This window comes from Microbacterium sp. ProA8, assembly GCF_039905635.1.
Lineage (GTDB): Bacteria > Actinomycetota > Actinomycetes > Actinomycetales > Microbacteriaceae > Microbacterium > Microbacterium chionoecetis.
This window is the reverse complement of record NZ_CP157000.1, coordinates 1,074,873-1,091,096: the sequence shown is the minus strand read 5'-3', so window position 1 is coordinate 1,091,096 and position 16,224 is coordinate 1,074,873. Positions and strand designations below refer to the sequence as shown.

Sequence of the window (16,224 nt, the reverse complement as noted above, 5' to 3'; positions counted from 1 at the left end):
TCACCTCTTTCTGTGTGGTGTGGGTGGTGCAGAGGAAAGAACGGGTTCCGGATGCCCTGGCGCGGCGCCGTCGGCCGGGTCCGCGGCATCGTCGGTCGGGGGTGCGTGCTCGTCGGCCGGGTCCGCGGCATCGTCGGCTCGGGCCGCGGAGGCGTCCGCTGCGACGTCCCGCGACAGGGTGGCTTCCGGGACGCCGTGCGTGCGGGGATCTCCCCCGTCGCGCGTCGCGGAGCCCGAGGTCGGAGCGGACGCGCGGCGGCGCCGGCGAAGGCTCGCGAGCCCGCCCGGCCACACCAGCATCACGACGATGAGGAGCAACCCGAAGACGAGGATCGAGAGGTTGCCCGACAGTCGCTGCGCGACCTCGACGGGGAGCGGGAGGGCGGCGGTCGCCGCCCCCAGCGCCCACGGGAGCAGCACGATGAGGGCGGAGCCCACCGCCGCGCCGCCGATGCTGCCCAGACCGCCGAGCACGACGGCCACGACGAGCAGCAGCGAGAACGCGAGCGTGTACGCGCCGGGACTCACCGACTGGGTGGCGAAGCAGAGCACGGCGCCGCCGGCACCGGCGGCGACCGAGCTCAGGGTGAACGCGGTGACCTTGACCCGGCCCGTCCGCACGCCGTTCAGCCGCGCGGCGGTCTCGTCGTCGCGGACGGCGCGCATGCGCAGGCCGAGGCGTCCGCCGGTCAGTGCGGCGAGCCCGGTGACGACGACGCCCGCGACGAGGATCGCCACCCACGCCTGCCACTGCTCGACGGCGATGAGCCGCTCGAGCATCCGCGGCACGCCGTCGTAGGCGATCTGCAGGCCCTGATCACCGCGGAGCACACCCGAGAAGACGGCGGCGATGGCAGGCACCGCGATGACGAGTGTCAGCGTCACGCCCGCGAGATACGGTCCGCGCAGGCGCGCGGCGGCCAGCCCCAGCAGCCACCCGAGTGCGGCGGAGACCACCACGGCGGTGAGCATGCCGGCCAGGAATCGCGGGATGCCGGTGACCCCGGCATCCGTCATCGCATTCGCCGTGAGCGCGTAGCCGTAGCCGCCCGCTGCCATGAGGGCCGCCTGGCCGAGCGAGAGCTGCCCGCTCTGCCCGATGAGGAGGGTGAGGCCCGCGGTCGCGCAGAAGTAGGCCGCCACCGTGGCGAGCTGGAAGTTGCGGTAGGGATCGAGCAGGAAGGTGCCGCCGATCGCCAGCACGGTGAGGACGGCTCCGAAGACGACGACGCGCGGGATGCCGCGCAACGAGGGAAGCAGGCGGGTCATGCGCTCCTCGCCTCCCGCAGGGAGAAGATGCCCCCGGGTCGCACGAGCAGCACCCCGACGAGCAGCACGAGCACGCCGATGGGCGCGACGGTCGCACCCAGGTAGCCGGTCACGAGGGTCATCGCGACCCCCACGACGAGCCCGCCGACGAGCGCCCCGACGGGAGAGTCCAGGCCGCCGACGACGGCCACCGCGAAGGCGTAGACGAACAGCATGTCGGTGGCGTGGGGGTTGAGTCCCAGCTCCGTGGGCACGAGCAGCATGGCGGCGAGCGCGGCGACCGCGGAGGACAGCATCCATCCGATCGTCACCATGCGGCCCACCCTCACCCCGAGCACCCGCGACACCTCGGGCGCGAAGGCCGAGGCGCGCAGCTGCAGTCCGAGCGACGTGCGGGTGAACAGCAGCGCCAGCAGGGTCATCACCGCCAGCGCGACCGCGAGCACGAACAGGTCGTACGGCGACAGCAGCGGCACGCCGCCGACCATGATCGGGCTGTCGTCGAACGGGGCGCGCATTGGCCGGTACTGGGCGCCGAAGAGGATGCCGAGCAGCGACTGGAGCACCATCACCAAGCCGATCGCCACGATCACGCCCGAGAGCGGACTGCTGTGCGGGGCGAAGCGCATGAGTCCCCGCTCTACACCGAGGCCGAGCGCGGCTCCGGCGATCAGCCCGGCGGCGAGTCCCGCCCAGTACGAGCCGGTCAGGCCGGTCACCGCGAACGCCGCATAGGTCGCGACGAGCGCCAACGCGCCCTGCGCGAAGTTCACGATGCGGGCGGCGCGCCAGATGAGCACCAGCGACAGGGCGAACAGCGCGAAGATCGCGCCGCGCGCGAAGCCGGTCGCGAGGAGGAAGAGCAGTCGGTCCATCAGAATCCCAGGTAGGCGTGTCGGAGGGTCTCGTCGGCGGCGAGGGTCGAGGCCGGGGCATCCGCCACGACCCGGCCGAGGTCGAGAACGACCCCGCGATCGGCGATCGACAGGGCGCTGGTGACGTTCTGCTCGGCCAGCAGCACGGTCAGCCCGCGGCTCGCGGCGGCGTCCCGGAGCGTCCCCATCAGCTGCGCGACGACGAGCGGCGCGAGCCCGAGGGACGGCTCATCGAGGGCGAGCAGCATCGGGTCGGCGACGAGTGCGCGGCCGACGGCGAGCATCTGGCGCTCGCCTCCCGAGAGCTGGTGCCCGGCGCTCGTGCGGCGACGGGCGAGCGGCTCGAAGAGCTCGTAGACGCCGGCGACCGCGCGGTCGCGGGCCGCACCGCGGTGGCGCCAGAGGGCGCCGAGACGGAGGTTCTCATCGACCGTGAGCTCGGCGACCACGCTCTGCCCGTCGGGCACGAGCGCGAGGCCGCGCCGTGCCCGCTGCTCGGTGCGGAGGGCTCCGAGGTCATCGCCGTCGAGCAGGAGGGTTCCGGATGCCGCGCCCACGAGTCCTGCGAGGGTGCGCAGGAGCGTCGTCTTGCCGGCGCCGTTCGCACCGAGGAGCGCGACGACCTCGCCCGGGGCGAGCGCGAACCCGACGCCGTGGAGCACGGGGGCGCCGCCGTAGCCGACGGTGAGGTCGCGGATCTCGAGCGCGCCGCGGTGCGCGGAGGATTCGGTGCGCGGCGACGGGGCCGAGGCGTGGTCCTGCTCCGGGGTGTGGTCCTGCGCCGGGTCGGGGGCGGGAGCCTGCGCCGGGTCGGGGGAAGGGGCCTGTGCCGACGGCTCGGCGTGCGGCTGTGCGGCGGCGCTCATGCGCTGGCCTTCACGCCGAGGTAGGCCTCTTCGACACGGGGATCGGTGCGCACCTGGTCGGGCGTGCCGCGGGCGATGACGCGGCCGAAGTCGAGCACCACGATGCGGTCGGCGACGCCCATGACGAAGTCGACGTGATGCTCGACGAGCAGCACCGCGCAGCCGGACGCGGCGACCCGTGCGATCACCCCGCCGAGCGCGGCGATGTCGTCGGCGCCGAGTCCGCCGGCAGGCTCGTCGAGCAGCAGCAGGCGCGGGTCGGTCACCAGCGCACGGGCGAGCGCGACCCGCTTGCGGTCGGGGTACGACAAGGCCGTCACCGGGCGGTCCGCCAGTGCTTCGAGGTCGAGCGCGTCGAGCTGCGCAGCGACCCGGGCATCGGCGTCGCGGCGGCCCGCGACCGGAAGGAGCACGTTCTCGCGCGCCGTGAGCCCTGCGAACAGCCCCAGTCCTTGCAGGGTGCGCGAGACGCCGCGCGCCGTCAGCCCTGCGGTGCGCCGCGGTGCCGGCAGCCCGTCGATGTGCACGTCGCCCCTGCGCCGGACCAGTCCGCAGACGGCATTGAACACCGTCGTCTTCCCGGCGCCGTTGGGCCCGATCAGGGCGACCACCTCGCCGGGGCGCACGTCGAACGACACCTCGTCCAGCGCGGTCAGGCCGCCGAACGCGACGCTCAGCGCGTTCACTTCGAGCCGCGCGGGGGCGCGGTCTTCGGCCTCGGATCTTGCGTTCATCGGCACCTCTTCGTGTCGGGTGCGCCCACTGTATCGCAGAAACCGACCGGGCGGTATGTTGTTGTTGCACGATCGTGACCAGCGACCCGCGCCCGTTCCGCGGCGTGCGCAGTGAGCCGTGGTGCCGCCCCCGGCGGCGGCATCCGTGACCCGCCGCGCGAGCTCGCCGCCGGGTCTTGGCGCGCGCGGCCGGAGGCGCGGGCAAGGCTCAGCGGGCAGCGGCCGTCAAGGATTCAGGAGACACGCCGCGGAGGGTGCCCGAGCGGCCAGCTGCGACGGCAGGATTCCTGAATCCTCGACGAGGTCCACCGGCAGACCGCCCGACCACCGGTCGCGGTCGCTCGCCGCTCGTCGCTCGTCGCTCGTCGCTCGTCGCACGTCGCACGTCGCTCGTCGCACGTCGCCCGTCCCTCGTCGCTCGTCAAGGATTCAGGAGACACGCCGCGGAGGCTGCCCGACCGGCCAGCTGCGACGCCAGATTTCCTGAATCCTCGACGACGTCCACCCCGGCAGACGGCGGCGCGGGGCGAGGCCGCCCGCTCGGAAAGGCCCGTGCGGAGGCCCCAGCCGGTCCGGCACTCTCGGAACGGCTACTTGTGCGGGATCCCGGCGATCATGCCGCCGTCGACGACGAACTCGGCGCCGCTCGTGAACGACGAGGCGTCGGAGGCGAGGAACACGATGGTGCCGGCGAGGTCCGACGGCTCACCCGGTCGTCCGAGCGGGATGTCGAGGTGCGCCGGGTCGATGCGCGTCGTCATCTGCGTGTTGATGAAACCCGGGTGCACCGAGTTGACGCGGATGCCGAACGCGCCGAGCTCGACGGCGAGCGACTGCGAGAGCCCGCGCACGCCGAACTTCGCCGCGGTGTAGCCGTGCAGTCCGGGGCTGCCGCGCATGCCCTCGACGGACGAGATGTTGATGATGGAGCCCCGGCCCTGCGCCTTCATGATCGGCACGGCCGCCCGGCAGCCGAAGAAGACGCCGGTGAGGTTCACGGCGATGACGGCGTTCCACTTCTCAGTGGTGAGGTGCTCGATCGGCGCGGCGTTCGCGATGCCGGCATTGTTGACGAGCACGTCGAGCGAGTCGAAGGCGTCGACGGATGCCGCCACCGCGGCATCCCATGCCTTCTCGTCCGTCACATCGAGGTGGACGAACAGTGCGCCATCGCCGAGGCCCGCAGCGAGCGCGACGCCGTCGTCGTCGAGGATGTCAGCGATCACGACCCGGGCGCCGGCCGCGTGCAGTGCTCGGACGTACGCCTCCCCGATGCCGCGCGCCCCGCCGGTGACGAGCGCGACGCGGCCATCCAGTCCGAACCGATTCACCGCGCGCTCCCCGCCTGGGTCGCGGCATCCGTGCGCATCATGTGCTCACGCCGACAACACACGTCCGTCACGCACGCATCGTGTGCGTTCGGCGAGAGCGCATGAAGCGAACACCGCCACCTGACATCGAGACGACGCCCGCTCACGACGTCAGCTCGATCACGACGCGGCCGACGGTCGATCCCGACGCGAGTGCCGTGAGCGCCTCGGGCGCCTGCTCGAACGGCACGGCGTGGTCGACGACCGGGCGGATCGTCCCTGCATCGGCCAGGCGCGTCAGCTCCGTCCGCGCCACGTCGATGAGATCAGGACGCACGCGGGGGTACATGCCCCAGTGCAGGCCCAGCACGGAGTAGTTCTTGACGAGCACGTGACCCGCGGGCAGCGTCTGGATCGTGCCGCCGGCGAAGCCGACGACCACGATGCGCCCCTCGAAGGCGATGCACTTGGTCGAGGCGTCGAAGGCCGCCCCGCCCACCGGATCGAAGACGACGTCGGCGCCGTGGCCGCCGGTCGCGGCCTTGACTCCGGCGGCGAGATCGTCGGAACCGCGCACCAGCACGACCTCGGCCCCCGCCTCGCGAGCGACCGCGGCCTTGGCGTCCGACCCCACGACACCGATGACGCGCGCACCGGCGGCGACGCCGAGCTGCACGGCCGCCAGCCCCACGCCGCCCGCGGCGGCATGCACCAGCAGCCACTCACCCGGCTGCAGCGCCGCGCGGCGGTGGAGTCCGAACCACGCCGTCTGGTACGCGACCGTCAGACCGGCGGCCTCGGCGTCCGACAACGCGGAAGGGGCCCGCCAGACATCGGATGCCGGCAGCACCGCGTACTCCGAGAGCACACCGATCTTCGATCCGACGACGCGCTCCCCCACTGCGAGTCCCGCGACCCCGTCGCCCACTGCGGCGACGACTCCGGCCAGCTCGATCCCGGGGCTGAACGGCAGCTCGGGCTTCACCTGGTACTCGCCCCGGCACAGCAGCACGTCGGGGAAGTTGGCCGCGACGGCGGCGACCTTCACGAGCACCTCCCCCGCGGCGGGTGCGGGCACGGCGACGGTGTCGAGTGACAGGGCCTCCGCGGGCTCGCCCAGCCGCGTCACGCGCCACGCGCGCATCGCGTCGGGCAGGGCGCCCGCAGCGTCGGACCTCGGGGTCACCTCAGGGTGCGGCATCCGTTCTCCTCAGACTGGTCAGGAACAGGTCGGTCAGCTGCTCGGCGACGAGCGTCTTGTCTTCGGGCCCTTCGGGCGAGTACCAGTGCGACAGGTAGTGCACGTCGCTGAAGAAGTGGGCGACCAGCATCGCGAGCGGGATGTCGGTGCGGTACAGGCCCTCGGCCTGCCCACGCGAGATGAGCTCGGCGAACTCGTCGTGGTAGGCGCGGCGGCGGCGCGTGACCTCCTGCCGGCGGGGTGCCGACAGCATGTTGAGGCTGCGGAAGAACACCGCCCCCTCCTCCATCGAGTCGATCGAGGTCTCGAGCACGTCCACGCAGACGGCGCGCAGCACCTCGTCGACGGTGCCGCCCCGGCCGATGATGTCGTCGAGATGCGCCTTCTGCAGCGTCAGCAGCCGCTCGTAGATGCCGAAGAGCAGGTCGTCCTTCGACTCGAAGTAGTGGTACATCGCGCCCTTGGTGACGCCGGCGGCCTCGACGATCTGCTGCACGCTCGTGTTGGCGTAGCCCTGGCGGGCGAACAGCTCGACGGCGGCGCGGGTGACGTCGTCGGCGACGTGGGAATCCTTCATGCCTTCATCCTTCACCCGAACCGGTCGCGCATCCCGTCACGTGAGGGGACGGATGCCGGCGCCGCCGTCGATCGGCAGCGTCTGGCCGGTGATCCACGCGGCGTCGTCCGACAGCAGGAACGCGACCGGACCGGCCACGTCTGCCGGCTCGCCCAGACGCGCGAGCGGATACGCGGCGGACGCCTGGGCCTCGTGCCCCTCGTAGAGCGCCCGGGCGAACGCCGTCTTGATGACGGCCGGCGCGACCGCGTTCACGCGGATGCCGGGCGCCAACTCGTACGCGAGCTGCGCCGTGAGGTTGATGAGGGCGGCCTTCGAGATGCCGTAGAACGCGATACCGGGACTCGCGCCGAGGCCGGCGACCGAGGCGATGTTGACGACCGAGCGGGAGAGGCCGGCGGCGAGCGCGGCACGCGTCCAGTCCAGCGCCGAGACCACGTTGACCTCGAGGATCTTGCGCGCCGCCGCGGCGTCGACGTCGACGATCGGGCCGTAGACCGGGTTGATGCCGGTGTTGTTGACCAGGTGGTCGAGCCGGCCGTGGCGCTCGCCGATGTGCGCGAAGACGGCGGCACGGTGGTCGGCATCGTCGGCGCGGCCCGCGACGGCGGTCGCAGCGTCGCCGAGTTCGGCGACGGCGGAATCGAGGGAGTCCTGCTTGCGGCCGGTGAGGACGACCGATCCGCCCTCGTCGACCAGGCGTCGTGCGATCGCGAAGCCGATGCCGCGGCTCGAACCGGTGACGAGCGACACCGTGCCCTCGAAACGGCGGGCGTGGTCGTGGGTCATGGCGCCTCCTTGCGACAGAACGACTGCGACGGGCAAACATACCGGCTGGTCGGTTTCCCACGTTAGCAGACGCTGAGGCTGCGTTTCGTCTCGATTCGCTCGCTCACCGACCGGCGCGTCGGCAGGCTGACCTCGTCGTCTCCCTCGACCCGGTCGTTGACCGAGCGACGTACGAGCGAGACGAAACGCGGCCAGCAGGAATCGGGTGACACTGAGTACTATGGTTCGTGGGATTCAGTTCCACTGAACCGGATGCCGCAGCACCCGTCACACCGCGTCAGGAGCCCGATCATGGCCGACTTCCAGCCCCGCCCCGGTCAGAGCGTCGAAGGCTACGACGTCACCGCCCGCCGCGGCACCGACTACTACGCCGTGTTCGCCGACATCCCGGCCGCCGATCGCGAGGCGTGGGAACGCGCCGAGTCCTACATCGACGAGGTCGGCACGCGCATGCTCGACGCCTGGGACACCGCCGAATACCCGCTCGATCTCGCCATGCGCATGGGCGAGCTCGACCTCTTCACCGACGGCATCGCGCACCCGGCTCTGACCCGGCTCTCCCCTCTCGCGGCGGGTCTGGTGAACATGGAGATCTCGCGCGGCGACGGCTCGCTCGGCACCGTCCTCGCGGTCCAGGGCGGGCTCGCCCTGCGCACGCTCGCCCTCTTCGGCAGCGACGAGCAGCAGGCGCGCTGGCTCGTGCCGGTCGCGCGCGGCGAGGTTCCGGCATCCTTCGCCCTCACCGAGCCCGACCACGGATCCGACTCGGTGTCCCTCGAGACCGTCGCCCGCAAGGACGGCGACTCCTGGGTGATCGACGGCGCCAAGAAGTGGATCGGCAACGGCGCCTCAGGCGGCATCACGTTCGTGTGGGCGCGCGTCGAAGCCGAAGACGAGTTCCACGGCGCCGTCCGCTGCTTCCTCGTCGAGCAGGACACGCCGGGGTACACCGGCACCGTGATCCAGGGCAAGGCGTCGCTGCGCGGCATCCACCAGGCGCACATCGCCCTCGACGGCGTGCGGGTGCCCCTCGACGCCGTGCTCCCCGGCACGAGGAGCTTCAAGGATGCCTCGACCGTGCTCTACTCCACCCGCTCAGGCGTCGCGTGGTCGGCGCTCGGCCACGCCACCGCCTGCTACGAGGCGGCACTCGCCTACTCGCAGCAGCGGATCCAGTTCGGACGGCCCCTCGCCAAGTTCCAGATGGTGCAGGAGCGCCTGGCGAACATGCTCGAGGAGCTCACCGCGATGCAGCTGTACTGCCGCTGGATGGCCGATCTCGAGGAGCGGGGCGAACTGCGTCCGACGCAGGCCTCGCTGGCGAAGTACCACAACACCCGCGCCGCCCGACGGATCGCCTCGACCGCGCGCGACATGCTCGGCGGCAACGGCATCCTGCTCGAGAACGGCGTCATGCAGCACCTGGCCGACATCGAGGCGATCCACACCTACGAGGGCACGGAGAGCGTGCAGGCGCTGCTCATCGGCCGCGACATCACCGGCATGAGCGCGTTCGCCTAGCCCGGATCGGGACTCGCGCGCAACCCGCAGAGCGGGAAGGCCCCGGACGCATACCCTCGCGACATGGGACTGTTCCGAAACGACCCTCAGCGCGTCGTCGTCGACACGCACGACGTCGAGCCGCGGGCGACCCGCGCGCCGTGGAGCCTGTGGGCCGACGGCTTCGGCAAGCTCGGCATCCGTGCGATCCAGATCATCGTGGTGGTCACGGTGGCCGCGGCCATCTTCTTCGCGATCCAGTCGCTCACCCTCGTCACGATCCCGCTCGTGATCGCGCTGATCCTGGCGTGCGCGTTCAACCCGGTGATGAGCTGGATGCGGCGGCGCGGCATCCCGTCGATCCTCGCGACGCTGATCACGCTGCTCGCCATCGTGGTGATCCTGGGCCTCCTGAGCTGGCTCATCGTGTGGGCGGTGCGCGACCAGTGGGACGACCTGTACGCGCAAGCCGAAGACGGCTTCCAGCGTCTGCTCGCCTGGATGCAGACGCTGCCGTTCGACTTCGTGCAGCCGGATCAGCTCGATGAGTGGGTGAAGACGCTCACCGACTTCGTCACGAGCGCGCAGTTCGGCTCCGGCGCGCTTGCCGGCGTCGGCGCGGTCGCGAACTTCGTGACCGGGCTCGTGCTCATGGTGACGATCCTGTTCTTCTTCCTCAAGGACGGTCCCCAGATGTGGGAGTTCCTGCTGCGGCCGTTCCGCGGGACGAACTACCTGCGCGCGCGCCGCATCGGCGACAAGACCACGACGGTGCTGGGCTCGTACGTGCGCGGCACGGCGACCGTCGCAGCCGTCGATGCCATCGGCATCCTGATCGGTCTGCTGATCCTTCAGGTTCCGCTGGCGATCCCGCTCTCGGTGCTCGTCTTCCTGCTCGCCTTCATCCCGATCGTGGGCGCGACGGTGGCCGGCATCGTGGCGGCGCTCGTCGCACTCGTTGCGAACGGGCCCCTCAACGCCCTCCTGGTCGTCGGGGTGGTCGTGCTCGTCAACCAGCTCGAGGGCAACTTCCTGCAGCCCGTGCTCATGGGCCGGTCGATGAAGCTGCACGCGTTCGTCATCCTGGTCGCCCTGACCGTAGGCACGGTCCTCGGCGGCATCGTCGGCGCTGTGCTCGCCGTGCCCATCACCGCCGCGGCCTGGGGCGTCATCCAGGTCTGGGACGGCCCCGACCTCCCCGCACGCTGGGCGCGGCCGAAACGTCCCGTCGCGGGCTGATGCCCGGCGCCGGTCGCCGGCCAAGGCCGGGGGGTCGCATGACTTAGGCCCCGCGAGACGCATCTAAGGCACTCCCGCTCGCCAACACAGGGCATCCACCCGATGGGGAGCACCCACCTTAGCGAGGAAAGTCGTTCCTGTCAGCACACCGCCGGAACCCGCATCGAGGTTCCGCCGCGACGGGAGAGACTCATGAACGACACCACCTACGCCGGTTACCTCCTCGACCAGCACCGCGCGGCCGACCTCGTCCGCGAGAACGAGCTCATCGCGGCTCAGCGCGAGCGGAGCACGGCCCTCGTGGGCGGGCAGCGTCGTCCGCGCGGCGCCTGGCTGCGCACCTCGACGCACCGGACGCCCCGAGCGGGTGCGGTGGCCGCGGGCCGGAGCACCACGTCCGTCGCCACGCGATGACGCTCCGCGTGTCGGCGGGGAGTGCCACGATATGAGCATGCCCGCACTCCCCTCGAGCCCGCGCATGGTCGGCCGGCACAACGAGCTCGCCGCCCTGCTCGAGGCGTTCGACGAGGCTGCCGGGGGTCGCCCCCGCACCGTCGTGGTGCGCGGAGAGGCGGGTGTCGGCAAGACGCGGCTCGTGCAGGAGTTCCTCGCGCTCGTCACGACCGACCACTTCGGGTCGGGGAAGCCGTCCGTCGACGCAGAGGATGCGGCGAGCCCCGTCGTGGCCTTCGGGCAGTGCGTCGACCTGGGGCCGATCGGCGCACCGTTCGGGCCGATCCGACGCGTCCTGCGCGACCTGCACGAGGCCGTCGGCACCGACGCGCTGCGCGAGGCCGCCGGCTCGGCCGCAGCGATCGCGAGCCTCGCGGCGCTCGTGCCCGGCATCGCCGACACGGCCGCCGAGCACGACGAGCCGGCGGGCGAGTTCGCCGAGGCGATCGAAGTGCTGCTCGAGGAGCTGTCTCGGCGCCGCCATGTGGTCGTCGTGCTCGAAGACCTGCAGTGGGCGGATGCCGCCACCATGGCACTGCTGAAGACCCTGGCCAGCACGCTTCGAGGCCGGCGGCTGACGATCGTCGCCACCTATCGCTCCGACGACATCGACCGCTTCCATCCGCTGCGGCCCGTGCTCGCCGAACTCGACCGCACGCGGTCCGTCGTGCGCGTGGAGGTCATGCCGCTCACGCCCGACGAGGTCGCCGAGCAGGTCGACCAGCTGGCGAGCGGCCTGGACCCGCGCGTGGTCGAAGCGCTCGCGCAGCGCAGCGGCGGCATCCCCTTCCTGGTGGAAGAGCTGGTCGATCTCGGCGACCACGCCCTGCCCGACACGCTGCGGGAGCTCGTGCTCGCCCGCTACATGCGGCTCGGCGCAGAGGCCCAGCAGGTCGTGCGCACGATGGCCGCGGGCGGAGTGCACGTCGACCACGACGTGCTCGCGGCCGTGGCGACGCTCGACGAACCGGCGCTCGACGCCGCGGTGCGGGAGGCGATCGACACGCGCGTCATCACCGCCGACGGCGCCGGCTACGCGTTCCGCCACGCGCTCACGCGCGAGGCCGTCGAGGCCGAGATGCTGCCGAGCGAGCGGGTCCGAGTGCATCGCCGCTATGCCGAGCACCTGGGCGAGCACCGCGGCGACTCTCTCGACGACGCCTCCGCCGTCGCCGAGCACTGGCTCGCCGCCCGAGACCTGCCGGCGGCCTTCGATGCGACGGTCACCGCACTCCATCAGTCCCGCACGCGGTTCTCACCCGCCACCTCAGCGAAGCTGGCGGAGCGTCTCGCCGAGCTCTGGGGACAGGTTCCCGACGCCGAGGCCCGCGCGGGCACGACCCTGCCGGCGCTGCACCTCGATGCGGCGCAGGCATGGCACGACCTCGGCGACCCCGAGCGCTCCCTGCGGTCGGCCAACGAGGGTCTCGCCGTCTGCCCGGACGATCCGCTCATGCGCGCGGCGCTGATGCGGCAGCGGTACGTCCAGACCTTCAACCTCGATCACACCGGCCACCCCGCCGACCTCGAGGAGGCCGTCGCGCTGCTGGAGGGCTTCGACGACCGCCGCGCCCGGGTGCTGCTATCCCGCGTGCTCACGAACATGGCGATCGACGAGCACGGGAAAGATGCCGCCGAGCACGCCGCCCGCGCCATCGCCCTCGCCGAAGAGGTGGGCGACGACGCCGCCCTGGCCGTCGCGCTGACCGTGGAAGCGTGGCGGCTCGCCGGCGACGAGGATCAGGATGCGGCGGCGCTGGCGCCCCTGCAGCGCGCCGTCGCTCTGCGACTGGACCCGTCGATGCGCGCGTACGTGGGCAATGCGCTCACCCACATGCTGGTGTCGGCCGGGCGCCTCGACGAGGCCGTGGTGGTCGGCACCCAGCACTACGAGGACGTCGTCCGCGCCGGCATCGAGCGGGGCTCGGGAGCGGCGATCGCCCAATCGGTCGCGTTCGCCCTGTTCGCCACCGGGCATCCCGAGAACGCGCTCCATTACGCGCGACGCGCGCGACGGCTGATGAGCCGCGCCGATGCCGCCTCGACGCTGCGCCTGCTCTCGTCGCACTTGGCGTGGGACGACCGCCTGAGCGAACGCGATGACCTGCTCGCGACCGAGCGCGGCCGCATCGAGGAGTCGCAGCGCCTGTTTCCCGACAAGGCCGCCTGGTGGGTGGTCGAGCGGGCAGACGCCGCCCTGAACCTTCACGCGCGCGAGGGTACGGATGCCGCCACCGCCGCGCTGGCTGCCGCCGAACATCCGAAGGGCAGCCGCACGGTGGCTCGCTATGCCGTGCTGACGGCGGCGCTGCTGACGCACTCCCCCGGCCACCCTGGCGACCCCGAGGTGCGGGCGCGCATCGAGCGAGCCCTCGCCGGCTGGCCCGACAACGAGCTCGCGGGGCGCGTGTCGAGATTCATCCGTGCCGTGCTCGCGGACGGCGACGGCGCCCCGGCCGACGACCGCGTGACGGCCTGGCGCTCGCTCGTGGACGAGCTGACTCCCGGCGGCATGCCGACGTGGCACCTGCAGACGGCGCGCTGCCGCCTGGCCTGGGCGCTCATCGACGCGGGCGAGCGCGACGAAGCCGCAGACCTGCTCGGCGCGATCATCGCCGAGGCGCCGGCGCTGGGTGTCGCGCGCGCCGCGCGCTGGGCCGCGGAGCTCGCGGCGCAGGCCCGCCTCGTTCCGACAGGCACCGCCTCCGCCTCCGCCTCCGCCTCCGAGACGAAGGCCGGGATCGTGGCGTCGCTGACCCCACGGGAGCTTCAGGTGCTCGAGCTGATCGCCGAGGGGCTCACCAACCCGCAGATCGGGCAGCGGCTGTTCATCAGCCCGAAGACCGCGTCGGTGCACGTGTCGGCGATCCTGGCGAAGATCGGCGCCGCCAACCGCGCCGAGGCCGCCGCGCTGTACGTCGCGACGGCGTCGGCCGCCTCCTCGGTCTGACCGCGCTCGCACGAACCCCGGCATCCGTCGGCCCAACTCCTGCAGCGTTCCGGATGCCGCAGCCCCGCGAGGTCCCGACCGCACCGCAGCCGGCACAGGGTGTCGGGTGTCGGCGGACCACGGCAGGATGAGATCCATGCCGTACGAGATCCCTGCGCCGATGCTCGCGAAGTCCGTGCCCGATGTGCCCGACGCGGCGAAAGTGCCCGGCGGCCTGAGCTACGAGCCCAAGTGGGACGGCTTCCGCGCCCTGATCTCGTGGGACGGCGAGAGCGTCGAGATCGGCTCGCGGGGCGCGAAGCCCCTCACGCGCTACTTCCCCGAGCTGGTCGAGGCGTTCGCGCGGGTGCTTCCCGAACCCTGTCTGCTCGACGGCGAGATCGTCGTGCCGGTCGATCGTGACGGCCGACGCCGGCTCGACTGGGAGTCGCTGTCGCAGCGCATCCACCCCGCGGCATCCCGCGTGAACATGCTCGCCGAGCAGACGCCGGCGATGTTCATCGCCTTCGACCTGCTCGCCGTCGGCGACCGCGATCTGCAGAGCGAGCCGTTCGCCACGCGGCGCGAGACGCTCGTCGAGCTGCTGCGCGACGTGCCCGACCCCGTGCACGTCACCCGCACGACCGACGATCCCGACCTCGCGCGCCGCTGGCTCGCCGAGTTCGAGGGCGCCGGGCTCGACGGCGTCGTCGCGAAACCGCTCGACCAGCCGTATGCGCCCGGCAAGCGCACGATGTTCAAGATCAAGCACGCGCGTACGGCCGACGTCGTGGCCCTCGGCTACCGCATCCACAAGTCCGGCGAGGGTGTCGGCTCCCTGCTGGTGGGGCTGTACGGCGAAGACGGCACGCTCTACCCCGTCGGCGGCGTGGCCGCCTGGAGCAACGCGCGCCGTCTCGAGCTCATCGACGAGCTCGCCCCGCTCGTGCAGCGCGACGCCGACGGCGAGGCGCTGAAGGGCGAGGGCGAGAAGTCGCGCTTCCAGGCCGGCCGCGCCGACTCGTCGTTCGTGAAGCTGCGCCCCGAGCGCGTGCTCGAGGTGCGCTACGACCAGCTGGAAGGCTGGCGGTTCCGCCACACCGTGCAGTTCGAACGGTGGCGCCCCGACCGCGATCCGACGTCGTGCACGTACGAGCAGCTCGAGGTCGTCGCGGCCTACGACCTCGCCGACGTCCTGGTCTGAAGTCAGCCCAGCGTCCTCCCGCGCTGATCCGCGCCTCGCCAGCGGACTCCGGCCCACGGCGGAACCCCCTGTCCGGGCGATCGGCGCGGGTGTACCGTGCGGCCAGAGTCACCGCTGACGGAGGCTTCCATGGCCGAGTCCCACCCCCGCGCACCGCGACGCCGGGCCGGAGTGCGGCGCGCTCTCGCCGGCGCGGCGCTCGGCGCGCTGCTGATCGCGACGGGCTGCGCGGTGGCTCCCTCGGCGTCGCCCTCCGAGGTCATGGACGAGGAGCTGGCTTCGGTGTTCGACGTCGTCTACGGCGAGGAGACGGTCCGCGCGGTCATCATCCAGCAGCACGGCGAGCTCGTGTACGAGCGGTACGTCGACTCCACTGCCGGCGACACGTGGGACGTGCGCGGCGTCACCAGGATCGTGACGTCGACCCTGGTCGGCATCGCGATCGATCGCGGCCTCATCCGCGGGGTCGACGCGACGCTCGGCGAGCTGCTCCCTGCGTATGCCGGGAGCCTCACCCCCGAGACCGCCGCCATCCCGCTGAAGTCGGTGCTCACGCACACCGCGGGCCTTCCCCTCAGAGTCGGCGCGGCCGCCGGGGCCGCCCCGGACTGGATCGCCGCGATCCTCGCCGAGCGGACGATCCGCGATCCCGTGGGCGGCCGGGTGCTCCCGTCGGACGCCGGCGCCCACATCCTCGCCGCCGTGATCACCCAGGCGACCGGGATGTCGCTGCTGCAGTTCGCGCAGCAGGCGCTCTTCGATCCGCTGGGCATCGACACCGATCCGCTGTGGGAGCAGCGCCTGGCGTCCGTGGCCGATCTCCCGGCGCTCGTTCCCTCGTACGACGACGCCGAGATCGCGTGGCCGGCCGACCCCCAGGGCATCAACCTGGGCTGGTCGTATCTGCGGCTGCGCCCCTCGGATCTCCTCCGGATCGGTGAGCTGTACCTCGACGAAGGCGCCTGGGGCGACACGCAGGTGGTGTCTCCGACCTGGGCCGTGGAGGCGACCTCCGCCCTGGTCGCCACAAGAGACATCGGCACGACGAGCTACGGCTACCAGTGGTGGGTCGACCGGCCCCGCGAGGTCTACTACGCGCAGGGCGACGGCGGCACAGCACTGGTCGTCGACCGGTCGCGGGATGCCGTGGCCGTCGTCGTGTCGGAGGTCACCGCCGACGACCCGCGCGGCACGATGGGGCTCACACCGGCGACGGCGGCGGGTCTCGCGATCGCGCTGATCCGGAACCTGCCCGACCCCTCGGGGTGACCGAACCCG

Annotated in this window: 14 protein-coding genes; 6 read left to right on the top strand and 8 right to left on the bottom strand. The window is 72.2% G+C overall.

Features of this window, described 5'->3' with window-relative positions:
• From ABG085_RS04670 to ABG085_RS04635, 8 genes are all read right to left on the bottom strand, one after another.
• A complete protein-coding gene (locus ABG085_RS04670; RefSeq protein ID WP_347978264.1) occupies positions 1–1,269 on the bottom strand; it encodes a branched-chain amino acid ABC transporter permease in 1,269 nt (422 codons plus the stop codon).
• Positions 1,266–2,144, bottom strand: coding sequence for a branched-chain amino acid ABC transporter permease (locus ABG085_RS04665; RefSeq protein WP_347978263.1), 879 nt, complete (start codon positions 2,142–2,144; stop codon positions 1,266–1,268). Before ABG085_RS04665 ends, ABG085_RS04670 begins: the two co-directional genes overlap by 4 nt.
• Complete coding sequence (locus ABG085_RS04660) at positions 2,144–3,010, bottom strand: ABC transporter ATP-binding protein (protein WP_347978262.1); 867 nt, start codon at positions 3,008–3,010, stop codon at positions 2,144–2,146. Before ABG085_RS04660 ends, ABG085_RS04665 begins: the two co-directional genes overlap by 1 nt.
• A complete protein-coding gene (locus ABG085_RS04655) occupies positions 3,007–3,744 on the bottom strand; it encodes an ABC transporter ATP-binding protein (RefSeq protein WP_347978261.1) in 738 nt (245 codons plus the stop codon). Before ABG085_RS04655 ends, ABG085_RS04660 begins: the two co-directional genes overlap by 4 nt.
• A gap of 590 nt (positions 3,745–4,334) precedes the next feature.
• Positions 4,335–5,075: a glucose 1-dehydrogenase gene (locus ABG085_RS04650; protein WP_347978260.1), complete on the bottom strand. Its 741-nt coding sequence runs from the start codon at positions 5,073–5,075 to the stop codon at positions 4,335–4,337.
• 142 nt (positions 5,076–5,217) lie between these two features.
• A complete protein-coding gene (locus tag ABG085_RS04645; protein ID WP_347978259.1) occupies positions 5,218–6,255 on the bottom strand; it encodes an NADPH:quinone oxidoreductase family protein in 1,038 nt (345 codons plus the stop codon).
• Positions 6,242–6,832 (bottom strand): TetR/AcrR family transcriptional regulator, encoded by a 591-nt coding sequence (locus ABG085_RS04640; RefSeq protein WP_347978258.1) that lies wholly within the window; start codon positions 6,830–6,832, stop codon positions 6,242–6,244. Before ABG085_RS04640 ends, ABG085_RS04645 begins: the two co-directional genes overlap by 14 nt.
• 36 nt (positions 6,833–6,868) lie before the next feature.
• A complete protein-coding gene (locus ABG085_RS04635) occupies positions 6,869–7,621 on the bottom strand; it encodes an SDR family oxidoreductase (protein WP_347978257.1) in 753 nt (250 codons plus the stop codon).
• A 291-nt stretch (positions 7,622–7,912) separates the two neighbouring features.
• Between ABG085_RS04635 and ABG085_RS04630 the strand changes: the two genes are divergently transcribed.
• From ABG085_RS04630 to ABG085_RS04605, 6 genes are all read left to right on the top strand, one after another.
• Entirely contained in the window at positions 7,913–9,142 is a 1,230-nt protein-coding gene (locus tag ABG085_RS04630) for an acyl-CoA dehydrogenase family protein (protein WP_347978256.1), read from the top strand.
• A gap of 63 nt (positions 9,143–9,205) precedes the next feature.
• Positions 9,206–10,360, top strand: a complete 1,155-nt coding sequence (locus tag ABG085_RS04625) for an AI-2E family transporter (protein WP_347978255.1) — start codon at positions 9,206–9,208, stop codon at positions 10,358–10,360.
• A gap of 192 nt (positions 10,361–10,552) precedes the next feature.
• On the top strand, positions 10,553–10,774 hold the full coding sequence (locus ABG085_RS04620; protein ID WP_347978254.1) for a hypothetical protein: 222 nt from the start codon (positions 10,553–10,555) through the stop codon (positions 10,772–10,774).
• A 37-nt stretch (positions 10,775–10,811) separates the two neighbouring features.
• Positions 10,812–13,763, top strand: coding sequence for an AAA family ATPase (locus ABG085_RS04615; protein ID WP_347978253.1), 2,952 nt, complete (start codon positions 10,812–10,814; stop codon positions 13,761–13,763).
• 136 nt (positions 13,764–13,899) lie between these two features.
• Positions 13,900–14,946 carry an ATP-dependent DNA ligase gene (locus ABG085_RS04610; RefSeq protein WP_347978252.1) on the top strand — a complete coding sequence of 349 codons (1,047 nt, stop codon included), beginning with the start codon at positions 13,900–13,902 and terminating at the stop codon, positions 14,944–14,946.
• Between the two features lie 129 nt (positions 14,947–15,075).
• The gene (locus ABG085_RS04605) at positions 15,076–16,215 is read left to right on the top strand and encodes a serine hydrolase (protein WP_347978251.1); all 1,140 of its coding nucleotides are present in this window, start codon (positions 15,076–15,078) and stop codon (positions 16,213–16,215) included.
• The last annotated feature ends 9 nt before the right edge of the window (positions 16,216–16,224 follow it).

Bases quoted from the DNA above. Each gene is read 5' to 3' on its own strand.
- ABG085_RS04670 (WP_347978264.1), bottom strand. From the start codon at position 1,269: ATGACCCGCCTGCTTCCCTCGTTGCGCGGCATCCCGCGCGTCGTCGTC.
- ABG085_RS04665 (WP_347978263.1), bottom strand. From the start codon at position 2,144: ATGGACCGACTGCTCTTCCTCCTCGCGACCGGCTTCGCGCGCGGCGCG.
- ABG085_RS04660 (WP_347978262.1), bottom strand. From the start codon at position 3,010: ATGAGCGCCGCCGCACAGCCGCACGCCGAGCCGTCGGCACAGGCCCCT.
- ABG085_RS04655 (WP_347978261.1), bottom strand. From the start codon at position 3,744: ATGAACGCAAGATCCGAGGCCGAAGACCGCGCCCCCGCGCGGCTCGAA.
- ABG085_RS04645 (WP_347978259.1), bottom strand. From the start codon at position 6,255: ATGCCGCACCCTGAGGTGACCCCGAGGTCCGACGCTGCGGGCGCCCTG.
- ABG085_RS04640 (WP_347978258.1), bottom strand. From the start codon at position 6,832: ATGAAGGATTCCCACGTCGCCGACGACGTCACCCGCGCCGCCGTCGAG.
- ABG085_RS04635 (WP_347978257.1), bottom strand. From the start codon at position 7,621: ATGACCCACGACCACGCCCGCCGTTTCGAGGGCACGGTGTCGCTCGTC.
- ABG085_RS04630 (WP_347978256.1), top strand. From the start codon at position 7,913: ATGGCCGACTTCCAGCCCCGCCCCGGTCAGAGCGTCGAAGGCTACGAC.
- ABG085_RS04625 (WP_347978255.1), top strand. From the start codon at position 9,206: ATGGGACTGTTCCGAAACGACCCTCAGCGCGTCGTCGTCGACACGCAC.
- ABG085_RS04620 (WP_347978254.1), top strand. From the start codon at position 10,553: ATGAACGACACCACCTACGCCGGTTACCTCCTCGACCAGCACCGCGCG.
- ABG085_RS04615 (WP_347978253.1), top strand. From the start codon at position 10,812: ATGCCCGCACTCCCCTCGAGCCCGCGCATGGTCGGCCGGCACAACGAG.
- ABG085_RS04610 (WP_347978252.1), top strand. From the start codon at position 13,900: ATGCCGTACGAGATCCCTGCGCCGATGCTCGCGAAGTCCGTGCCCGAT.
- ABG085_RS04605 (WP_347978251.1), top strand. From the start codon at position 15,076: ATGGCCGAGTCCCACCCCCGCGCACCGCGACGCCGGGCCGGAGTGCGG.